The organism is Pseudomonas sp. B21-031 (assembly GCF_024748985.1).
Taxonomy (GTDB): domain Bacteria; phylum Pseudomonadota; class Gammaproteobacteria; order Pseudomonadales; family Pseudomonadaceae; genus Aquipseudomonas; species Aquipseudomonas kermanshahensis.
On the sequence record NZ_CP087181.1, the window covers coordinates 5,512,639 to 5,532,888 of the forward strand.

Consider the following 20,250-nt stretch of genomic DNA (forward strand, 5'->3'; position numbering starts at 1 on the left):
GCGGGTGGGCCACGGTGTTCACTTCACCACAGAGCCACGCGCATGCCGTCACCCTATATCTTCAGGACCGTCGAACTGGACAACCAGTCCATCCGCACTGCCGTGCGCCCGGGCAAGCCGCACCTGACGCCGCTGCTGATCTTCAACGGCATTGGCGCCAACCTGGAGCTGGTGTTTCCGTTCATCGAAGCGCTGGACCCAGACCTGGAAGTCATCGCCTTCGACGTACCGGGCGTAGGCGGCTCGTCGACGCCACGCCAGCCCTATCGCTTTCCGGGGCTGGCCAAGCTCACGGCACGCATGCTCGACTACCTCGACTACGGCCAGGTGAATGTGATCGGTGTGTCCTGGGGTGGCGCCCTGGCGCAGCAGTTTGCCCACGACTACCCCGAGCGCTGCAAGAAGCTGGTACTGGCCGCCACGGCCGCCGGCGCGGTGATGGTGCCGGGCAAGCCCAAGGTGCTGTGGATGATGGCCAGCCCTCGGCGCTACATCCAGCCTTCGCATGTCATCCGCATCGCCCCGCTGATCTACGGCGGTGGCTTTCGCCGCGACCCAGACCTGGCCATGCGACACGCGGCCAAGGTGCGCTCCGGCGGCAAGCTGGGCTATTACTGGCAACTGTTCGCCGGGTTTGGCTGGACCAGCATTCACTGGCTGCACAAGATCCAGCAGCCCACCCTGGTACTGGCTGGCGATGACGACCCGTTGATCCCGCTGATCAACATGCGCCTGCTGGCCTGGCGGATTCCCAATGCCCAGCTACACATTATCGACGACGGCCATCTGTTTCTGATCACCCGGGCCGAGGCCGTCGCCCCGATCATCATGAAGTTCCTCCAGCAAGAGCGTCAGCGCGCGGTCATGCATCCGCGCCCGGCTTCGGGCGTGTAGGGGTGGGTTCGCCCGCGACGGGGCCAGCAGGCGCCAAGGGTCAAGACGAGGGAGTGTTGCCATGAAAGAAAAACCGGCCAAAGGAACGCCAACGCTTCCCGCCACCAGCATGAACGTGCAGAACGCCATCCTCGGCCTGCGCGGGCGCGACCTGATTTCCACGCTGCGCAGTGTCGGCCGTCATGGCTTGCGCAACCCGCTGCATACCGCCCGCCACCTGCTGGCCCTGAGCGGGCAGCTGGGCCGCGTGATGCTCGGCGACACCCCTTACCAGCCGAGCCCGCGAGATACCCGCTTCAGCGACCCGACCTGGAGCCAGAACCCGTTCTACCGACGCGGCCTGCAAGCCTACCTGGCCTGGCAAAAGCAGACCCGCCTGTGGATCGACGAAAGTCACCTGGACGACGATGACCGCGCCCGCGCGCAGTTTCTGTTCACCCTGATCAACGACGCCCTGGCGCCCAGCAATTCGCTGCTCAACCCACTGGCCGTGAAGGAGCTGCTCAACACCGGCGGGCAAAGCCTGGTGCGTGGCGTGGCGCACCTGCTCGACGACTTGCGCCATAACGATGGCTTGCCCCGCCAGGTGGACGAACGCGCCTTCGAGGTGGGTGGCAACGTCGCGGCAACCCCCGGCGCCGTGGTGTTTCGCAACGAACTGCTGGAGCTGATCCAGTACCAGCCGATGAGCGAGAAACAGCACGCCCGCCCACTGCTGGTGGTGCCGCCGCAGATCAACAAGTTCTATATCTTCGACCTCAGCTCGACCAACAGCTTTGTCCAGTACATGCTCAAGAACGGCCTGCAGGTGTTCATGGTCAGTTGGCGCAACCCCGACCCACGGCACCGCGAGTGGGGGCTGTCGAGCTACGTTCAGGCCCTGGAAGAGGCGCTCAACGCGTGCCGCAGCATCAGTGGCAACCGCGACCCCAACCTGATGGGCGCCTGCGCTGGCGGCCTGACCATGGCAGCGCTGCAAGGCCACCTGCAAGCCAAGCATCAGTTGCGCCGAGTGCGCAGCGCCACCTACCTGGTCAGCTTGCTGGACAGCAAGTTCGAGAGCCCCGCCAGCCTGTTCGCCGACGAGCAGACGATCGAGGCGGCCAAGCGCCGCTCGTACCAACGCGGCGTGCTGGACGGCGCCGAAGTGGCGCGGATCTTCGCCTGGATGCGGCCCAATGACTTGATCTGGAACTACTGGGTCAACAACTACCTGCTCGGCAAGACCCCGCCCGCCTTCGACATCCTCTACTGGAACGCCGACAGCACACGCCTGCCGGCGGCGCTGCATGGCGACCTGCTGGACTTCTTCAAGCACAACCCGCTGACCCACCCGGCAGGCCTTGAGGTGTGTGGCACGCCCATCGACCTTCAGCAGGTCGACCTCGACAGTTTCACCGTGGCCGGCAGCAACGACCACATCACCCCGTGGGATGCCGTGTACCGCTCAGCCATGCTGCTGGGCGGCGACCGACGCTTCGTGCTGGCCAACAGCGGGCATATCCAGAGCATCATCAACCCACCTGGCAACCCCAAGGCCTACTACCTGGCCAACCCCAAGCTGTCCAGCGACCCGCGTGCCTGGTTCCACGACGCGCAGCGCAGCGAAGGCAGCTGGTGGCCTTTGTGGCTGGAGTGGGTCACCCCGCGCTCCGGCCCGCTGAAAGCACCACGCACCACGCTTGGCAATGCCACCTATCCGCCGCTGGGCCCTGCGCCAGGCACCTATGTCCTGACCCGATGAGCACACCGCCCGGATGAAGACCCGCGACCGTATCCTTGAATGCGCCCTGCAGCTGTTCAACCAGCAAGGCGAACCGAATGTCTCGACCTTGGAGATCGCCAACGAACTGGGCATCAGCCCGGGCAACCTGTACTACCACTTCCATGGCAAGGAACCGGTGGTGCTGGGCCTGTTCGAGCGTTTCGAAGAAGCGCTGATGCCGCTGCTCGACCCACCGCTTGAAGTGCGCCTGGAGGCCGAGGACTACTGGTTGTTCCTGCACCTGATCGTCGAGCGCATGGCCCAGTACCGCTTCCTGTTCCAGGACCTGTCCAACCTGACCGGGCGCCTGCCGAAGCTGGCCCGCGGCATGCGCAGCTTGATCAACGCACTGAAGCGAACCCTTGCCGCGTTGCTGGCCAGCCTCAAGGGCCAGGGGCAAGTGGTGAGCGAAACCCAGGCGTTGGGGCAGTTGGTGGAGCAGATCACCCTGACACTGATGTTCTCGCTGGATTACCAGCGCGTGCTGGGGCGGGAGGGAGATGTGGGGATCGTGGTGTACCAGGTGATGATGCTGGTGGCGCCGCATCTGCAGGCCCAGGCCCGGGCGGCGGCGGAGCAGTTGGCGGTGCGGTATCTGGAGGGGTAGTCTGCTGGACTGGTGTGAGCAACTGTCTTGTGGTGCTTGTTCCGGCCTCATCGCTGGCAAGCCAGCTCCCACAGGTACGGCGCTAGCCTTGGAGGCTGCACAGTTCGGGTGGGAGCGGGGTTGCCCGCGAAAAAGGCGACGCGGTTAGATCAGGGTACCGGTGCCGGTCGCTGCCGACGGCGTGCTGCTGGCCGGTGCCGCGCTTGGCGCTGGGGCTGCAGCAGTTGCAGTAGCAGCCGGTGCCGCACTGGCCGCAGGTGCTGCCGGTTTGGCGGCTGCCGGTTTGGCCGGGGCCTTCTTCACTGCCGGTTTCTTCGCCGCTGCAGGTTTGGCCGCAACAGGCTTGGCAGCGGGTTTGGCCGCAGGCTTGGCAGCAGCGGTTTTCGCAGCAGGTTTTGCCGCAGGTTTTGCCGCAGCCGCTTTGGCCGCCGGCTTGGCTGCTGCGGTTTTCGCAGCAGGTTTGGCAGGCGCCTTGGCCAGTGGCTTGGCAGCAGCCTTGCTCGCAGCCGCCTTGGAGATCGGCGTGACCGAAGCACCGGTCAGTTTCTCGATCTGCTTGGTCAGGCTGTCCACTTGCTGGTGCAGCGCCTTGATCTCATTGCGGCTTGGTACGCCCAGGCGCGAGATGGCGCTGTTCAGGCGCTTGTCGAAGGCTTCTTCAAGCTCGCTCCACTTGCCCAGCGCGCGATCCTTCACGCCGGATACGCGCGACGTGGTCGACGCCTTGGCGCTATCAGCCACGTCTTCGGCGGTCTTCTTCGCCTGCTTCTCGGCCTTCTCGCCGTCCTTCACCAGCGTATCGAACAGCTTCGGGCCGTCCTGGTCGATCTTCGAATAGATCCCCAGGCCCGCCAGCCAGATCTTGCGGGAGTACTTCTCGATCCCGCCGACCCAGGAGCTGCTTTCTTTGTCGGAATTCTTTTTGCCAGCCATCCTGCTCTCCTTATGGTTTGTGCGCGACGCGCTCAAGCAGCTCGTGCAGCTGTTCAAGCTTGATGGACAACGCCTCAACGTCATGTTTAGACGGAATGCCAAGGCGATTCAAGGCGCGACCAACCCGTGCGTCGAAAGCTTTTTCGATCTTGTCGAGTTGAACTTCGACCTTGCCGCGTACGCGGCTGACTTCCTGGGTCGCTTCATCCAGCTGGTTATTGGCCGCATCGAGCTCTTTGTCGATGCGCTTCTTGCCACGTTTTTCAACGCCTTCGCCGGCTTTGACCAGCTCGTTGAAATACTCGGAACCTTCCTGACCGACGCGGGCATAGGCGCCGATACCTGCCAGCCAGATCTTGCGCGCATAACCGCGCACTTCGCCCAGGGTGCCTGGAGCGTCGTCCTTTTTCTTCACATTCACTTTGGCCATGCTCTGTACCTCATGCTCATGAGTGGAGAGGAACTGCCCATGGAGGTTGGGCTTGAGCATAAGGTAGGGAAGAAAATTAGAAACCTCACCCTAAGCTCACGCGGCATAGGGGGCCAAACATGTACCGCCGCCACCGCAGGCATCGGCGCTAGCGTGCGAGCATTCCCGCCACCAGAGCTCACACCTCATGCCTGCGTCCCCGCCGCTGCAACCCACCACGTTCAAGCAACGGGTAGCCAGCCAATTCGCCCAACGCCCCACGCTGCGCGAAGTGGTTGCCAAGGCCGGCTTGACCATCCTGGCCAATCGCTACCCCTGGATCACCCGCAACCACCCTCAGTTGCAGTCCCTCGAGCCCTTCACGCTCATCCACGGCGCAGGCAAGCAACCGGCACAGGCCTCCCTGGTAAACACGCTGCTCGACCATTTTCTGACGGGCAAAGGCATGGCCCTCACGCACACAGACGTGCTCAGCATTGCGCCGCCCCTGCCCTTTCTGCCGCAGGCGGCAGGTGTCGGCCCGAACGCCCAGCCCGAAGTCAGCCTGAACATGGACAACCTCAACCGCGACTTCGATGAACTGCTGGCGGCCCTGACCGAAGCCTTTCAGCAGGCGCAGATTGGTTTCTGGGCTGCAAGCGATGCCACATCGGGCCTGTCCCATGTGCACAGGTTGGCGCAGACCTTGAAAGCCGCCCTGCTGCATGGGGTGGAGCGGCAGGGCTTGTCCGAACCGGCGAAAACCGTGCTGTATGGCGTGATCAACGGCACGGTCAGCGCGCTGTCGATCAACCGGCTGCAGGTCACCCTCGATGAGCACGCACCCCAGGCCTTGCCCGACCTGTTGATCATCGCTGAGCCCAGGCGGGTGCTGTGGTGCAAACCTTCAGGCGCGGTACGCAGCTACGTTGACCTTGCGGCCTTCGCCGACGCCCTTCGCGACGCACTGGCGCAGCAGTATCAATTCGACACGCTGCGCTGGGCACAGCAACCACTGGACGAAGACCCTTTCGCCTTCCAGTCCACTGAAATACTCAATGGCACCCTCGACAGGGTCGGCCGCCTGCGGTTGTCCACGCTCACCGGCGTTCACGCGCTTGAGGAGGCCTTCAGCACCTTGAGCGACCCTTCGTCCCATTTCCTGGACCTGCCCCTGCCAAGCACCGAGCAGCCACTGCTGAACCTGCCCACCTGGCTGAACCAAGCAGACAGCACCGGCCAGCTGCTGTACGCCGAAGCCCTGCTTGAGCTCGCCGCCAGCCAGGCCCACGCCCAGGGCAGGACGTCGTTCGACACGATAGAAACCCTGGGCCGCTATGCCGCTCGCCGGCTGCGCGAACAGATGCGCGCGGACTTCCCAGCCGAAACACCGCAAGACCCCGACCAGCTGCTCGTGCAGATCTCGGTGGTGGTACCGCTGTCGTCGTCCGGCCCCGCGCAATTGAACTACCTGAAAAGCATGACCCTGACTGAACTGGCCATTGCACGCCTGCACACGGGTAGCGACGAAGTGGCGTCCGGCCTGCTCGACACCCACGCACGGCCTCTGGGCAGCTGGCTGAACCTGGATTACGTCAACCGCTTGATCTCGACCGTGGATGTCGGCGGGCATTACCCCGCTTATGTCGCCCACCAACTGCAGGATGCCACGCTCAAGGCCAGCCGCCTCCAGCGCCATGCCACGGAATGGCGCAGCACCCTGCAGTTCGCCGCGCTCAGGGCCAGGATCGAAGCCAAGCTCAGCGCACAGGCCTGCCAGGCAATCGTCGATTTCTGCCGTGCCAATCAGGCGTCACCTGATGCGCTCAGCATTGCGCCGCTGGCGTTTCTGCCTGCACCGGGTGCCTCCGAAGGCAACACGGTGCACGGCATGTTCCTGATCAAGGTAAAGGCCAACCAGCGCTGGGTCCTGTATCGCCCCCTGTTCGCGGATGACGCCGTGGCGGAGTTTGCCAGCCTGGACAGGCTGATGGCGCAGATACGGGCTGATCAGGCGTTGCAGCAACAGCTGCTGGCCTGGATGGATGAGGATGCAGAAAGCATCTACCAGCACGGCGGATTCGAACGTCCGCACCTGCATAGCCGCCTGTCGGCCCTGGCGCACTTGATTGGCACGCAGTCGGCGTTGGTGGACACCCTGGTGGAACGCCTCAGGGTCCCTGTTACAGCCGTTCACGCCCCTTGGCTCGAAGATCTGGACAACCACCTCTACAACGCACGCATCCAGACAATGCTACTGCTGGCCTCCCGGCAGAGCCGCTCGAATGCGCAACAGCGCTGGGCCTTGATCGTGCAGTGCGGCTGGGTCGTGTTCAACACGGTCACGCCCCTGCTGCGTGGCCCTGCGGCCATGCTGGCCTGGCTGGTCGCCGCCGTGGCAACGCTCAAGGATGACCTGCCCGCCCTGTCCGATGGCAGCGCGGAAGAACAAGCCTTGGCAGCGGCAGATGTGCTGGCCAACCTGGCCCTGTTGCTGATGCAGGGCCCCACCGCCCCAACGCATGCGGGCGTCAGCTCGGCAGCGGTGGATGCCATGGCCCTGGAAGGCCCCGCGCGCAGAGCACCCTCCACGCCGGTAACCGTTGAGCCACCCAAGACAGCGGACTGGGTCGAACCCCATCAGGCGCAACGTCCCGGCCACGTCAGTATGAGCCGTTGGCACAACAGCCAGCGGGTGGGCAATTTGCCCTCCCACGCCCGCCAGCGCCTGGGTGAACTGCGCGCAGGCGTTTCCCTGCAAGGCCATGCCGCTGAAACACAAGGCCGCCTACGCGGGTTGTACAAGGTGCAAGAGCGGCTCTACGTGAACCTGCAGGACGTGGCCTACGAGGTGCAGGAAACCTGGGGCGGAATCCAGGTCATCGGCCCGGACACCAGCCAGGGCGAATGGCACACACGTTGGGGCGGCGCGCCCGACGGCTACTACATTGTCGGGCGCGAACGCAGCAAAGGCCCTTGGCTGCGGCGCTGGAATGACGAATGGGTCCTGGACCTGCACTTGGCCGGCGGCATGCCTAAAACCCGAGAAGCCGTGACCGCGCAGAATCGCCAGCACTACGATGCGCTGCAAGCGACCGGTCAAGCCAACCAGGACAAACTGACCCAGCTCGAACCCTTGATGGAGCGCAACCGCATCGAGCTTGAAGCCTTTGACGACGAGGCGGCCGCGTTCAGCCTGGCGTTCAATGCGTTGCCCAAACCCGACGTCAAGGCACTTCCACCGGCGCTCCGAGTGCAGCGCCAGGCAGTGCTGGAAATGCGCAGGCAGCACCTACCGCAGATCGCCGCGGGGTCGCTGTACCTGGAGAAGCAGGCCAGCTTGCTGCATGCCAACGCCGACCTCTACCGGCAGATGCTCGAGCCTCGCTACCTGAAGTACGACCGTTCGGGCGCCACTGCACGCCGGTTCAGCAACTGGACAGAAGCCGCCATCGACAATGACATGCTGCTGGTGCGGCGCCTGCTCGAACTGGTCGACCACGAACACTTGCAGGAGCAATCCGTGGGCTTGCGTGGGGTGCCAGACAGTGATGAGCAGAGGGGCCGACACGCTGTATTTCGCGAATCGACCCGAGACGCACTGAAGGTCAGCCGCCGCCTGCTCGTGGTCAGCGAGCGGCTGGATAAAACGCTTTCCGACGTGCTCAGCGATACCCGGGTCGCCTACCCGGACAAGAAAGCCAAGATCGAACGCGCCATCAAGCTGCGCCCTTACTCGTCGTTGATCGTCCGCGCACAGATTGTCAGCGACCTGGCTTACCTGACACTGGACAAGCCCCTGCTCACTGCCGAAGCGGCCATTGACCTGCTGCCTTTGCAAAACAGCCTGAGCGACACGGACCTGTCAGCAGCGCTGTGGAACCACGATGGCGTTGCCTCTGCCAACCTGCCTGCCGACCAACACGCGGAGGTGCTGGGCAACGCCCTGCGCGTTTACCGGGCCGTCATCGGCAGGGCCCGGTACATGCAATCGTTCACCGCACCTGCCGTGGACACCACGATGCTGCAGGCCTACATCGAGGCGATGACGGGCCTGGAGCGCCTGGCAGAAACCGACTTGAGCACCGCCTTGATGAATGCCGAACAGGGCACATCGCCCCCTGCGCGACAGCTGACCCACCGCGTCAGGGCGGGCAAACGCACCTTGATCCGAACCTCCCGGGGGCGCTCGGTGCTGGTCGAGCGGGACCTGCAAGGCGATCATGCCGTTCAGCGCAACCCCGCCAACGAGCAACCAGAGGGCGCCTACGAGCGGCGCAATGGCCAATGGTTCGAAGTCCCAGGCGATGACCGCCCCGCCGCGCAAGACACCGCACAGCTGCGCAGTCGCGCGCAACACCTGCTGGCGCACGTGAATGACCGGGTCGCGCTGGCAGCGCGCTACGCGAACGAGCCGAACAGCCTGGCCGACCTCATGGACTGGCAGATCGAGGACATGCGCCAGGTCGAGCAGCACGTGAGCGCCGCCGATGACCGGGCGTCCGAAGGCCTGGCTAGCCAACTACGCGATGCCATCACCTCGCTGAACAGCGAGAAACGCCGACTGCTCACCGACGCCTATCTCAACACCCGTCACCCGGACAGCAGTGCGTTACGTTACCTGTATCAGCAACAGCGGATCGAGATCGCCCTGAGCACATCGCGTAAGCCGCTGCGCACTGCCAACGACTACCTGGACGTCTACCAGATCAAGGACGTGCAGGAGCCCAATGCGGTGCTGTGGGAGGCTCACTTCCACTACCGCAGCGCCGACGCGGCGCCCCGCGCCTTCGTCAAAGGCCACCTGAAGCACTGGGAGCCGCGCCCCACGCGTGCCAGCAGGGCCGAAAAGGCGCGCGAGGTCAGCCTTGAGCACGCCCATACAGCGGCTGAACGGATCGACATCTACCGCGGCGACCTGCGCCTGGACCAGATAGAAGGCATCATCCCGTTTCCGGCCCACTGACGGGCCGGTCAACGGCACGGCCCTGGTGTCAGGCCAGGGCCTTGTCCAGCGCCCGCTCGATCTCGCTCTTGATGCTAGCGCCCATGATCGACAGCATCATGCCGAGCTTAAGCTCGACGCGGATGGTGTCTTCGCCAATCTGCACGCTGCCGTTGGCGCCGCTGCGCGCGACGTCGACGCGGTCGCCGTTCCAGGTGGCCTTGAGGTCATATTCGCGGCTGAGTTTTTCTACCAGCGCCTCGGCCTTGGCGCGGGCAGCCTCGCGGCCGAGGGAATGTTTGCGTTCGACGCTGATCTGGGTCATGCGGGTGATCCTGGGTATGAAGACATAATCCGCATTATGCCCGCCCCTGCCCCCTGGCACACCCCGCCAAGACAAATCCGCCCGTTCGCCCTAGAATGGCGGTAATTTTTTCCGGTGAAGCGATATGAACGACCAGCGCAAAGGCGAACACGCCGAACCCACCACCCATTTTGGCTACCAGGACGTCCCGGAGAGCCAAAAGGCGAAGAAAGTCGCCGAGGTGTTCCACTCCGTGGCCGCCAAGTACGACCTGATGAACGACGTGCTTTCCGGCGGCATGCACCGCCTGTGGAAGCGCTTCACCATCGAGCTGTCAGGCGTGCGCAGCGGCAACCGCGTGCTGGACATCGCCGGCGGTACCGGTGACCTGGCCGCCAAGTTCTCGCGCCTTGTAGGCCCGACCGGGCAAGTAGTGCTCGCCGACATCAACGATTCGATGCTCAAGGTCGGCCGTGACCGCCTGCTCGACCGTGGTGTGGCCGGCAACATCGAGTTCGTCCAGGCCGACGCCGAGAAGCTGCCGTTCCCGGACAACCACTTCGACTGCGTGACCATCGCCTTCGGCCTGCGCAACGTCACCCACAAAGACGAAGCCATTCGCTCGATGCTGCGCGTGCTCAAGCCCGGTGGCCGCCTGTTGATCCTGGAATTCTCCAAGCCGACCAACAAGCTGATGTCCAAGGCCTATGACGCCTACTCGTTCGCCTTCATGCCACTGGCCGGCAAGCTGATCACCAACGACTCGGAAAGCTACCGCTACCTGGCCGAATCGATCCGCATGCACCCCGACCAGGAAACCCTCAAGGCCATGATGGTCGACGCCGGCTTCGACCGCGTCACCTACCACAACATGACCAGCGGTATCGTCGCCGTGCACCGGGGAATCAAGCCCTGATGCTGCTGGCCGGGCTGCTCGCCAGCGTCGAACATGGCCTGAACCGCGTCCTGCGCATGGACAGCACGGCGCTGCCGCGGCTGGCCGCGCTCGAAGGCAAGGTCATCGAGATCGATTGCCGTCAGCCGGCCCTGCAGGTGTTCATCCTGCCCGATGAAGACGGCCTGATGCTGGCCGCGCATTGGGAGGGCGAAGTCGACTGCAGCTTGCGCGCCCCTGCTGGCAGCCTGGCGCAACTGGCGCTGGCCAAGGACAAGACCGCCGTGCTGCACAGCCCGCAGGTCGAACTGCATGGCGACAGTGCAGTGTTGCTCGACCTGTTCGGCGTGTTGCAAGACCTCGAACTGGACTGGGAGCACGAGCTGCAGCGCTGGCTCGGCCCGGTGGCCACTGCATTGCTGGCCGGCCACCTCCGCCTGCGCGCGCGCTGGACCCGCCAGGGCCTGACACGTTTCAGCCAGAACCTCTCCGAGTACCTGGCCGAAGAGTCGCGCACCCTGGTGGGCAAACGCGAAGCCGAAGCCGCCTTCAGCGAGCTCGACGCCCTGAAGGTCGATATAGAACGCCTCGAGGCGCGCCTGCAGCGCCTCTCCCGATCCCTTGATACCAGCGATAACGCATGAAGCTGCTCGCCGTCCGCCGTCTCTTTCGCATCCAGCGTGTGGTGATCCGCTACCGTCTCGATGACCTGTTGTTCGACCTGCCCCTGCCCTGGTGGCTGATGAGCCTGCGCCTGCTGATGCCTTGGCGCTGGCTGCCGCGCAAGCCCTCCGCGCTCAGCCGCGGTGCGCGCCTGCGCCTGGCGCTGCAGGACCTGGGGCCGATTTTCATCAAGTTCGGCCAGCTGTTGTCCACCCGCCGCGACCTGCTGCCCACCGACATCGCCGACGAACTGATGGGGCTGCAAGACCGCGTGCCGCCGTTCGACCCGAAACAGGCCGTGGCGTTGATCGAAGAACAGCTCGGCGCCAAGGTTGGCGAGGTCTTCAGCCGTTTCGACGTCGAACCACTGGCCTCGGCCTCGGTGGCCCAGGTACACGCCGCCCGCCTGAAAAGCGGCGAAGAAGTCGTGGTCAAGGTGGTCCGCCCGGGCCTCAAGCCGGTGATCGCTCAAGACCTGGCCTGGTTGTTCCTGATCGCCAAGGGCGCCGAGCGGGTCTCTGCCGACGCCCGCCGCCTGCACCCGGTGGAGGTGGTCAACGATTACGAAAAGACCATCTACGACGAACTCGACCTGCTTCGCGAGGCGGCCAACGCCAGCCAGCTGCGGCGCAACTTCGAAGGCTCCGAGCTGATGTACGTGCCCCAGGTGTACTGGGACCTGTGCCGGCCCAAGGTGCTGGTGATGGAGCGCATCTACGGCGTGCCGGTTACTGACATGGCGACCCTGGCCGACCAGCGCACCGACATGAAGCTGCTGGCCGAACGGGGTGTGGAGGTGTTCTTCACCCAGGTGTTCCGCGACAGCTTCTTCCATGCCGACATGCACCCCGGCAACATCTTCGTCAGCACGGTCAAGCCGTGGAGCCCGCAGTACATTGCCATCGACTGCGGCATCGTCGGCAGCCTCACGTCGGAAGACCAGGATTACCTGGCGCGCAACCTGTTTGCCTTCTTCAAGCGTGACTACCGCCGCGTTGCTCAACTGCACATCGATTCGGGTTGGGTGCCGGCGCACACCAAGGTCAACGAATTCGAGGCGGCGATCCGCACCGTGTGCGAGCCGATCTTCGAAAAGCCGCTCAAAGACATCTCCTTTGGCCAGGTGCTAATGCGCCTGTTCCAGACTGCCCGACGCTTCAACATGGAAGTCCAGCCTCAACTGGTGCTGCTGCAGAAGACCTTGCTCAACATCGAAGGCCTGGGCCGTCAGCTCTACCCGGACCTGGACCTGTGGAGCACCGCCAAGCCGTTCCTGGAACGCTGGATGCGCGAGCGCTACAGCCCCAAGGCCATGGTCGGCAACCTGTACAGCCAGGCCGAGCAGCTGCCGCACCTGGCCGGCATGACCCGCGACCTGCTTGAACGCCTGTCGCAACCGCACTTGCACGACCCGCAGCTGCCGGAGCGCCGCCGCCAGGGCGACCGCTGGGCGCTGCGCCTGCTGGGCGCCGGCTTGCTCGGGGGTGGCGCGGTGCTGGCCGCCGGCGCCGCCGAGGCCGCCAGCCTGGCCGCCCCAGCCGCTTGGCCAGCCTGGCTGATGCTGGCCGCCGGCCTTTACCTGATCGTGCGCCAATAGCCAGCCGGCCCGCTGGCTGGCACACTAGCGCAAAGGGCCCGGCACAGGAGCGGGCCCGTTTTGGAGTGGACGATGAAAGACTGGCTGGACGAGATCAAGTGGAACAGCGATGGCCTGGTACCGGCCATTGCCCAGGACCACAAGACCGGACGCGTGCTGATGATGGCCTGGATGAACCGCGAGTCCCTGGCCCTGACCGCCGCCGAGCAACGCGCCATTTACTGGTCGCGCTCGCGTGGCAAGCTGTGGCGCAAGGGCGAGGAATCCGGCCATGTGCAAAAACTGCACGAAATGCGCCTGGACTGTGATGCCGACGTGATCATCCTGATGGTCGAGCAACTGGGCCATATCGCCTGCCATACCGGCCGCGAAAGCTGCTTCTACCGCGTCTTCGAAGACGGCCAGTGGAAAACCGTCGACCCGGTCCTGAAGGACCCGGACGCCATCTATAGCGCAGGACACTGACATGAGCGACACCCTCAACCGCCTGGCCGAAGTGCTGGAACAACGCAAGCACGCGGCACCCGACAGCTCCTACGTGGCAAGCCTGCATCACAAGGGCTTGAACAAGATCCTCGAAAAGCTCGGCGAAGAGTCCATCGAAACGATCATCGCCGCCAAGGACGCCGCTGTCAGCAAGGATTACAGCGATGTCATCTATGAAACCGCCGACCTGTGGTTTCATAGCTTGGTCATGCTCAGCGCGTTGGGGCAACACCCACAGGCCGTGCTCGATGAACTGGAGCGCCGTTTCGGGCTTTCCGGGCATGACGAGAAGGCTGCGCGTCAACCTTCCGCCTGACTGTATAGAATTTTAGGAGAGCAACATGGGTATCTTTGACTGGAAACATTGGATTGTCCTGCTGGTCGTCGTCGTTTTGGTGTTCGGCACCAAGAAGCTGAAAAACTTCGGCAGCGACCTTGGCGAGTCGATCAAAGGCTTCCGCAAGGCCATGAACGACGAAGAAAACAAGCCGGCCGAGCAGACCCCGCCGCCTGCCCAGCCCGTGCCACCGGTGCAGAACAACACTGCACAACAGCCCCAGGGCCACACCATCGAAGGCCAGGCCCAGCCGGTCCAAGAGCCGCAGCGGAAAGACTGACCCATGTTCGGCATCAGTTTCAGTGAGTTGCTGCTGGTAGGCCTCGTCGCCTTGCTGGTGCTCGGCCCCGAGCGCTTGCCCGGCGCCGCGCGCACGGCAGGGCTGTGGATCGGCCGCCTCAAGCGCAGCTTCAACAGCATCAAGATGGAAGTCGAGCGCGAGATCGGCGCTGACGATATCCGTCGCCAGCTGCACAACGAGCACATCCTGCAGATGGAAGAGCAAGCCCGGCGCATCCTCAACCCCCAGACGCCACCGGTGCAGCCCCCTGTCACCACGGCCACGGTGCAGCCGCCCGCTGGGCTCGAAGCCACGCCAGACGCCACGCCGGCCGCCCCGACAGCGCCAGCCGCCCCCTCTGAACCGCCACAACCGCCGCGAGCCCCATGAGCGAAAATCCGGAACACGACCAGCCCATGCCGCTGGTCTCGCACCTGACCGAACTGCGCACCCGCCTGTTGCGCTGTGTCGCCGTCATCTTCCTGATCTTTGCCGGGTTGTTCTCCTTCGCCCAGCAGATCTACACCTTGGTGTCCGCGCCGCTGCGCGACCACCTGCCGGCCAATGCAACGATGATCGCCACCGACGTGGCCTCGCCGTTCCTCACGCCGTTCAAGCTGACCATGATCGTTTCGCTGTTCCTGGCGATCCCGTTCATCCTGCAGCAGATCTGGGGCTTTATCGCACCTGGGCTGTATCGCCACGAAAAACGCATCGCCATACCGCTGCTGGTGTCGAGCATCTTCCTGTTCTACGCCGGCATGGCCTTCGCCTATTTCCTGGTGTTCCCGCTGATATTCGGCTTCTTCGCCAGCGCCACACCCGAGGGCGTGTCGATGATGACCGACATCGCCAGCTACCTCGACTTCGTCATGACCCTATTCTTCGCCTTTGGCGTCGCCTTCGAGATCCCGGTGGCCGTGGTGCTGCTGGTGTGGATCGGCGTGGTCGACGTGAAATACCTGAAGAAGGTCCGTCCCTACGTGATCATCGGCTGCTTCGTGGTCGGCATGGTCCTGACCCCGCCAGACATCTTCTCGCAGACCCTGCTGGCCGTGCCCATGTGGCTGTTGTTCGAGGTCGGCGTGCTGTGTGGCAGCCTGATCCGCAAGCGCGGCGCGCACGATGAAGCGGCCAACGATCACAACGACCAGCCACCAGCGACGCAGCCGTGAACCTGCTGCTACTTGAAGAAGCCGATTTCATCGCGGCCGACCGCGTGGTGCTGGCCGACCGGCGTTTCACCCACATGCAGGAGATCCACAAGGTCGCGGTGGGCGATAGCCTGCGCGTCGGCCAGGTCAACGGCTTGATGGGCCGCGCCACCGTGGTGCGCCTGGAAGGCCATGAGGCAGAACTGCACGTCGGCTTCGACCAGCCACCGCCCGCCAAGCTGCCGCTGACCCTGGTGCTGGCCGTGCCGCGGCCAAAAATGCTGCGCCGGCTGTTCCAGACCATCGCCACACTGGGTGTACCGCGCCTGATCCTGGTGAACAGCTACAAGGTCGAGAAGAGCTTCTGGCAAACGCCATTTCTGAACCCCGACAGCATTCGTGAAAACCTCATCCTGGGCCTGGAGCAGGCACGCGACACGGTGCTGCCCGAGGTGATCATCGAGAAGCGCTTCAAGCCTTTCGTCGAAGACCGCCTGCCCGCCATTGCCGAAGGCACGCTGGGCCTGGTGGGCCACCCGGGCCCCTACCCCGCCTGCCCGCGCGCCGTCGATCAAACGGTTACCCTGGCCATTGGCCCCGAAGGCGGCTGGATCCCCTACGAAGTCGAGCTGCTGGGCAAGGCTGGCCTTGCCCCGGTGCAACTGGGCGAGCGCATTTTGCGCGTGGAGACTGCCGTCACCGCGCTGCTGTCGCGCATTTTCTGACGCATCAGTCAGTCTTTTCCCCCCATCAAGTTTCTCTCTCCCAGGCCGATGCCTTGGCAACACAATAATTATCCGTGCTGCCAAGTTACCGGAGAGTCGAACATGTACCGATGGTTAGCCCACTCGCTGGGGAACGTAAGCGTCAATCGCAAGCTAGGGCTGGGCTTTGGCCTGGTATTGCTCCTGACCCTGGCCATTACCCTGACCGGCTGGCACGGCCTGGACAGCGTCATCGACCGCGGTGACAAGCTGGGCAATATTTCGGTGATCCAGCAGTACACCCAGGAACTGCGCATCGCGCGCCAGCATTACCAGCGCAACCGGGATGACGCCGCTGTCGCCGAGCTGGAAAAGGCCCTGGCCAACCTCGATCACCAGGTGACGTTGATGCTGGGCCAGATCGACCACCCTGCCGACCGTCAGCACCTCGAACAACAACGCGAGGCGGTGCGCATTTACCAACAAGCGTTCAACGACCTGAAGCAGGCCGGCCAGCGCCGCGAGGCCAGCCGTAGTGTGCTCGGCGACAGTGCCGACAAGGCCGTCGAGCTGGTCGGCCGCGTGCAGCAGGGCCTGCTGAGAGGGGGCGACATCGCGCAGTACCAGCATGCGGTCGAGGTGAGCGCACTGCTGCAACAGGCGCGCTTCCAGGTCCGCGGTTACACCTACAGCGGCAACGCCGAGTTTCAGCAGACCGCACTGAAGGCCATCGACGCAGCCCTGGCCGAACTCAAGGCACTGCCCGCCAAGGTGCCCGCAGAGCATGCCGCCAGCCTCGACGACGCCGCTACCGCCATGGCCGGCTACCGTGATGCGGTCAACCAGTTCAGCAACGCGCAGACGGCCAGCGAGCAAGCGCTGCAACACATGGCTGACCAAGGCACGGTGTTGCTGCAAGCCAGCCAGGCGATGACCACGTCGCAAACTGCAGTGCGCGACGCTGGCGCTACCCAGGCCAAAACCCTGCTCGCCGCCGCCACCGCCTTGGCCTTGGCCCTGGGCCTGCTGGCGGCCTGGGCGATCACCCGGCAGATCATCATCCCGCTGCGCCAGACCCTGAGTGCTGCCGAGCGCGTGGCCAATGGCGACCTGAGCCAAGACCTGCAGGTGCAGCGCCGCGACGAGCTGGGCCAGCTGCAGGCCAGCATGCAGCGCATGACCCAAGGCTTGCGCGAACTGATCGGCGGCATCGGCGACGGCGTCACACAGATCGCCAGCGCTGCCGAAGAGCTGTCGGCGGTCACCGAGCAGACCAGCGCTGGGGTGAACAACCAGAAGGTCGAAACCGACCAGGTGGCGACGGCCATGAACCAAATGACCGCCACCGTGCACGAGGTGGCGCGTAGCGCCGAGCAGGCCTCGGAAGCGGCCCTGATGGCCGACCAGCAGGCCCGCGAGGGCGACCGGGTGGTAGGTGAAGCGGTGGCGCAGATCGAACGCCTGGCCTGCGAAGTGGCCAACTCCAGCGAAGCGATGAACCAGCTCAAGGCCGAGAGCGACAAGATCGGCAGCGTCCTCGATGTGATCAAGTCGGTGGCCCAGCAGACCAACTTACTGGCCCTTAACGCGGCAATCGAAGCGGCACGCGCAGGTGAAGCCGGGCGGGGCTTTGCCGTGGTGGCCGACGAAGTGCGCAGCCTGGCCCAGCGCACGCAACAATCGACCGAAGAAATCGAAGAGTTGATTGCCGGCCTGCAAAGCGGCACCCAGCGCGTGGCCAGCGTGATGGACAATAGCCGCCAGCTGACCGACAGCAGCGTCGAACTGACCCGCCGCGCGGGCGGCTCGCTGGAGACCATCACCCGGACGGTGTCGTCGATCCAGGCAATGAACCAGCAAATTGCCACGGCGGCAGAGGAACAGACGGCCGTGGCCGAGGAGATCAACCGCAGCGTGATGAATGTGCGGGACATCTCTGACCAGACGTCGGCGGCCAGTGAAGAGACGGCCAGTTCCAGTGTCGAGTTGGCGCGGTTGGGTACGCACCTGCAAGGGCTGGTGGGACGCTTCCAGCTCTGATCAGCGGTTTTCGGCGCGTGTGCCGGCCTCTTCGCGGGTGAACCCGCTCCCACAGGTACAGCGCTACCCTCAAAGCCAGCGCAAAGCCTGTGGGAGCGGGTTTACCCGCGAAGAGGCCGGTACAGGCAGAGCCTTCCTACCAGTTACAGCGAAATTTCCTACCTGATTTTCAGGTCAAGTCCTACGCCTCCGCTGCCGATGGGCAGGAGTGTCATGCCGGCATTGTGCCTGCACGACCTCTCTCAAATGGACGGAGAATCACCATGCTCGGTTACCTTAACCGCAGGCTCGGCAACATCGGTGTCGGCGCCAAGCTCGCCCTCGGCTTCGCCGTGGTCTTGCTGCTTACCCTGGCCACCACCCTCAGCGGTTGGCGCGCGCTGGATGGCGCCATCAGCCGTTCGGAACAACTCAGCGAAATCGGCCTGATCAACGACCTGGTCAAAGACCTTCGCGCAGAGCGCATCACCTACCGCGTGCTCAGTGATGACGCCAGCAAGTCGCGTATCGTGCGCATCCTTGATCAGCTGGAAGGCATGCTGACTACCCTGCAGCAGCGCAGCAACGTCGATGATTCACGCCAGATGCTCACCCAGAAACTGCAGCTGCTGCAGCGTGTGCGCGACGACTTCACTGAACTGCAACGCCTGGTCGGCCAACGCCAAGCGCGGCGCGACGCGATGCAGGCACAGGAACAGAAACTCAACGACGTCATTGATGAGCTGCAGACCCAGGCCCTGCTGAAGATGCCCGACGATAGCCGGCAAAGCGGCATACTGGGCCTGATGGACACCCTTAGCCGTCACGTCGACGTTGCCAACCAGCAGAGCCTGGTGCCGGCCTATACCTTCTCGCCCGTCGAAGACTTCGCCAAGGTCGGTGATGCCGCCCTGAATGCCGCCGACACCAGCCTGGGGCAGTTACTCAAGGACCTTGCGCCCTTGGGCCTGTCGCGCACATTGACCGAACAACCCGGCACCGAACTGGCCAACTACCGCGCCAGCCTGGACCAGTACCGCAGCGTCGCTATACGGGTCGAGCAGTTGCAAGGCAACATGGAAAAGATGGGCGATGAGCTCAGCGCCGTCAGCGTGGAACTGGGCGAGCGCAAAGTCGAACAACGCGACAGCGAGGCCCTGGCCGCCCGCTCGTTGCTGACCAGCGTGGCCGTACTGGCGCTGCTGGTCGGCGTGCTCGCCGCCTGGCTGATCACCTTGCAGATCACCCAACCGCTGCGCCAGACGCTGACCTTGGCCGCCCGTATCGCCAAGGGCGACCTGAGCCAGGTCGAGCCGGTACTGCGCCGCGACGAGATGGGCCAGTTGCAGTCCAGCATGCGCGACATGACCTTGAGCCTGCGCGAGCTGATCGGCGGCATCGACCAGGGCGTCGGCCACCTGTCGCAGGCGGCCTCACAGCTGGCGGCCAGCAGCGAAGACACCAAGCTGCGCATCAGCCAGCAACGCGAAGAAACCGACCAGGTGGCCACCGCCATGAACCAGATGAGCGCGACCGTGCAGGAAGTCGCGCAAAATGCCGAGCAGGCCTCCATGGCCGCGACCAACGCCGACCAGCAGGCGCAGATGGGCGATCAGGTGGTGGCCGAAGCCATCGGCCGCATCGAGCAACTGGCCGGGCAGATGGACCATTGCCTGGCGGCCATGCAGCACCTGGCGGGCGAGAGCCAACGGATTGGCAGCATCCTAGACGTGATCAAATCGGTGTCCGAACAGACCAACCTGCTTGCCTTGAACGCGGCGATCGAAGCGGCAAGGGCCGGTGAAGCCGGGCGTGGCTTTGCCGTGGTGGCCGATGAGGTGCGGGGTTTGGCCCAGCGCACCTCTACGGCAACCGAAGAGATTGGGCAGCTGATCGACAGCCTGCACAACGGTACTGACGAAGTGAACCGTTTACTGGACAGCAGCAAAAGCCTGACCGAGCAGAGCGTGGAGCTGAGCCGCAAGGCCGGGCATGCGCTGGGGCAGATCACCGACACGGTGTCGAGTATCCAGGGCATGAACCAGCAGATCGCCACGGCCAGTGAAGAACAGAGCGTGGTGGCCGAGCAGATCAACCGCAGTGTGCTGAATGTGCGCGATGTGTCGGACCAGACCAGCGCGGCCAGTGAACAGACAGCGGCTTCGAGCGGGGAGCTGGAGCAGTTGGGGCGGCAGTTGCGGGGGATGGTAGGGCGGTTCAGCCTTTAAAACTGCTTGTGTTCATGCGCCTCCCTGTAG

18 protein-coding genes and 1 pseudogene are annotated in these 20,250 nt (G+C 64.2%); 16 read left to right on the top strand and 3 right to left on the bottom strand.

Translation table 11 applies throughout. The annotated features are described in order from the left end of the window. Nucleotides 1–42 precede the first annotated feature (42 nt). The 3 genes from phaZ (at nt 43) to LOY53_RS24655 (ending at nt 3,266) form a co-directional block, all read left to right on the top strand. Nucleotides 43–894, top strand: a complete 852-nt coding sequence (phaZ, locus tag LOY53_RS24645; RefSeq protein ID WP_252826063.1) for a poly(3-hydroxyalkanoate) depolymerase — start codon at nt 43–45, stop codon at nt 892–894. A gap of 61 nt (nt 895–955) precedes the next feature. Beyond that, nucleotides 956–2,638 carry a class II poly(R)-hydroxyalkanoic acid synthase gene (phaC, locus tag LOY53_RS24650; protein ID WP_252826065.1) on the top strand — a complete coding sequence of 561 codons (1,683 nt, stop codon included), beginning with the start codon at nt 956–958 and terminating at the stop codon, nt 2,636–2,638. A gap of 13 nt (nt 2,639–2,651) precedes the next feature. Beyond that, nucleotides 2,652–3,266: a TetR/AcrR family transcriptional regulator gene (locus tag LOY53_RS24655; protein WP_027592421.1), complete on the top strand. Its 615-nt coding sequence runs from the start codon at nt 2,652–2,654 to the stop codon at nt 3,264–3,266. A 144-nt stretch (nt 3,267–3,410) separates the two neighbouring features. Here the strand turns inward: LOY53_RS24655 and LOY53_RS24660 are convergent, their stop codons facing one another. Then, a complete protein-coding gene (locus LOY53_RS24660; RefSeq protein WP_252826066.1) occupies nt 3,411–4,199 on the bottom strand; it encodes a phasin family protein in 789 nt (262 codons plus the stop codon). Nucleotides 4,200–4,209: 10 nt separating this feature from the next. Further along, nucleotides 4,210–4,629: a phasin family protein gene (locus LOY53_RS24665; protein ID WP_027592419.1), complete on the bottom strand. Its 420-nt coding sequence runs from the start codon at nt 4,627–4,629 to the stop codon at nt 4,210–4,212. Nucleotides 4,630–4,816: 187 nt separating this feature from the next. Between LOY53_RS24665 and LOY53_RS24670 the strand changes: the two genes are divergently transcribed. Then, the gene (locus tag LOY53_RS24670; protein ID WP_258703386.1) at nt 4,817–9,574 is read left to right on the top strand and encodes a dermonecrotic toxin domain-containing protein; all 4,758 of its coding nucleotides are present in this window, start codon (nt 4,817–4,819) and stop codon (nt 9,572–9,574) included. 28 nt (nt 9,575–9,602) lie between these two features. Here LOY53_RS24670 and LOY53_RS24675 read toward each other — a convergent pair whose 3' ends face one another. Further along, complete coding sequence (locus LOY53_RS24675) at nt 9,603–9,878, bottom strand: polyhydroxyalkanoic acid system family protein (RefSeq protein ID WP_027592417.1); 276 nt, start codon at nt 9,876–9,878, stop codon at nt 9,603–9,605. Nucleotides 9,879–10,002: 124 nt separating this feature from the next. Between LOY53_RS24675 and ubiE the strand changes: the two genes are divergently transcribed. From ubiE to LOY53_RS24730, 12 genes and pseudogenes are all read left to right on the top strand, one after another. Next, on the top strand, nt 10,003–10,773 hold the full coding sequence (ubiE, locus tag LOY53_RS24680; RefSeq protein ID WP_012312396.1) for a bifunctional demethylmenaquinone methyltransferase/2-methoxy-6-polyprenyl-1,4-benzoquinol methylase UbiE: 771 nt from the start codon (nt 10,003–10,005) through the stop codon (nt 10,771–10,773). Beyond that, nucleotides 10,773–11,396: an SCP2 domain-containing protein gene (locus tag LOY53_RS24685; protein WP_099455558.1), complete on the top strand. Its 624-nt coding sequence runs from the start codon at nt 10,773–10,775 to the stop codon at nt 11,394–11,396. Before ubiE ends, LOY53_RS24685 begins: the two co-directional genes overlap by 1 nt. Continuing rightward, nucleotides 11,393–13,012 (top strand): ubiquinone biosynthesis regulatory protein kinase UbiB, encoded by a 1,620-nt coding sequence (ubiB, locus tag LOY53_RS24690; RefSeq protein ID WP_027592415.1) that lies wholly within the window; start codon nt 11,393–11,395, stop codon nt 13,010–13,012. Before LOY53_RS24685 ends, ubiB begins: the two co-directional genes overlap by 4 nt. A gap of 72 nt (nt 13,013–13,084) precedes the next feature. Then, nucleotides 13,085–13,477 carry a phosphoribosyl-AMP cyclohydrolase gene (gene hisI, locus LOY53_RS24695; RefSeq protein WP_027592414.1) on the top strand — a complete coding sequence of 131 codons (393 nt, stop codon included), beginning with the start codon at nt 13,085–13,087 and terminating at the stop codon, nt 13,475–13,477. Nucleotide 13,478: 1 nt separating this feature from the next. After that, entirely contained in the window at nt 13,479–13,814 is a 336-nt protein-coding gene (locus LOY53_RS24700) for a phosphoribosyl-ATP diphosphatase (protein WP_099430647.1), read from the top strand. Nucleotides 13,815–13,839: 25 nt separating this feature from the next. Then, nucleotides 13,840–14,115 carry a twin-arginine translocase TatA/TatE family subunit gene (locus LOY53_RS24705; RefSeq protein WP_258703387.1) on the top strand — a complete coding sequence of 92 codons (276 nt, stop codon included), beginning with the start codon at nt 13,840–13,842 and terminating at the stop codon, nt 14,113–14,115. A 3-nt stretch (nt 14,116–14,118) separates the two neighbouring features. Further along, nucleotides 14,119–14,505: a Sec-independent protein translocase protein TatB gene (tatB, locus tag LOY53_RS24710; RefSeq protein ID WP_027592412.1), complete on the top strand. Its 387-nt coding sequence runs from the start codon at nt 14,119–14,121 to the stop codon at nt 14,503–14,505. Beyond that, entirely contained in the window at nt 14,502–15,290 is a 789-nt protein-coding gene (gene tatC / locus LOY53_RS24715; protein ID WP_027592411.1) for a twin-arginine translocase subunit TatC, read from the top strand. Before tatB ends, tatC begins: the two co-directional genes overlap by 4 nt. Beyond that, nucleotides 15,287–15,994 carry a 16S rRNA (uracil(1498)-N(3))-methyltransferase gene (locus LOY53_RS24720; protein ID WP_252826073.1) on the top strand — a complete coding sequence of 236 codons (708 nt, stop codon included), beginning with the start codon at nt 15,287–15,289 and terminating at the stop codon, nt 15,992–15,994. The genes tatC and LOY53_RS24720 overlap by 4 nt, the downstream gene beginning before the upstream one ends. A gap of 102 nt (nt 15,995–16,096) precedes the next feature. Next, nucleotides 16,097–17,158: pseudogene (locus tag LOY53_RS26975) on the top strand (methyl-accepting chemotaxis protein); the annotation flags it as partial. Between the two features lie 141 nt (nt 17,159–17,299). Continuing rightward, complete coding sequence (locus LOY53_RS26980; RefSeq protein ID WP_408981384.1) at nt 17,300–18,013, top strand: methyl-accepting chemotaxis protein; 714 nt, start codon at nt 17,300–17,302, stop codon at nt 18,011–18,013. A 263-nt stretch (nt 18,014–18,276) separates the two neighbouring features. Continuing rightward, a complete protein-coding gene (locus LOY53_RS24730) occupies nt 18,277–20,220 on the top strand; it encodes a methyl-accepting chemotaxis protein (RefSeq protein ID WP_252826077.1) in 1,944 nt (647 codons plus the stop codon). The last annotated feature ends 30 nt before the right edge of the window (nt 20,221–20,250 follow it).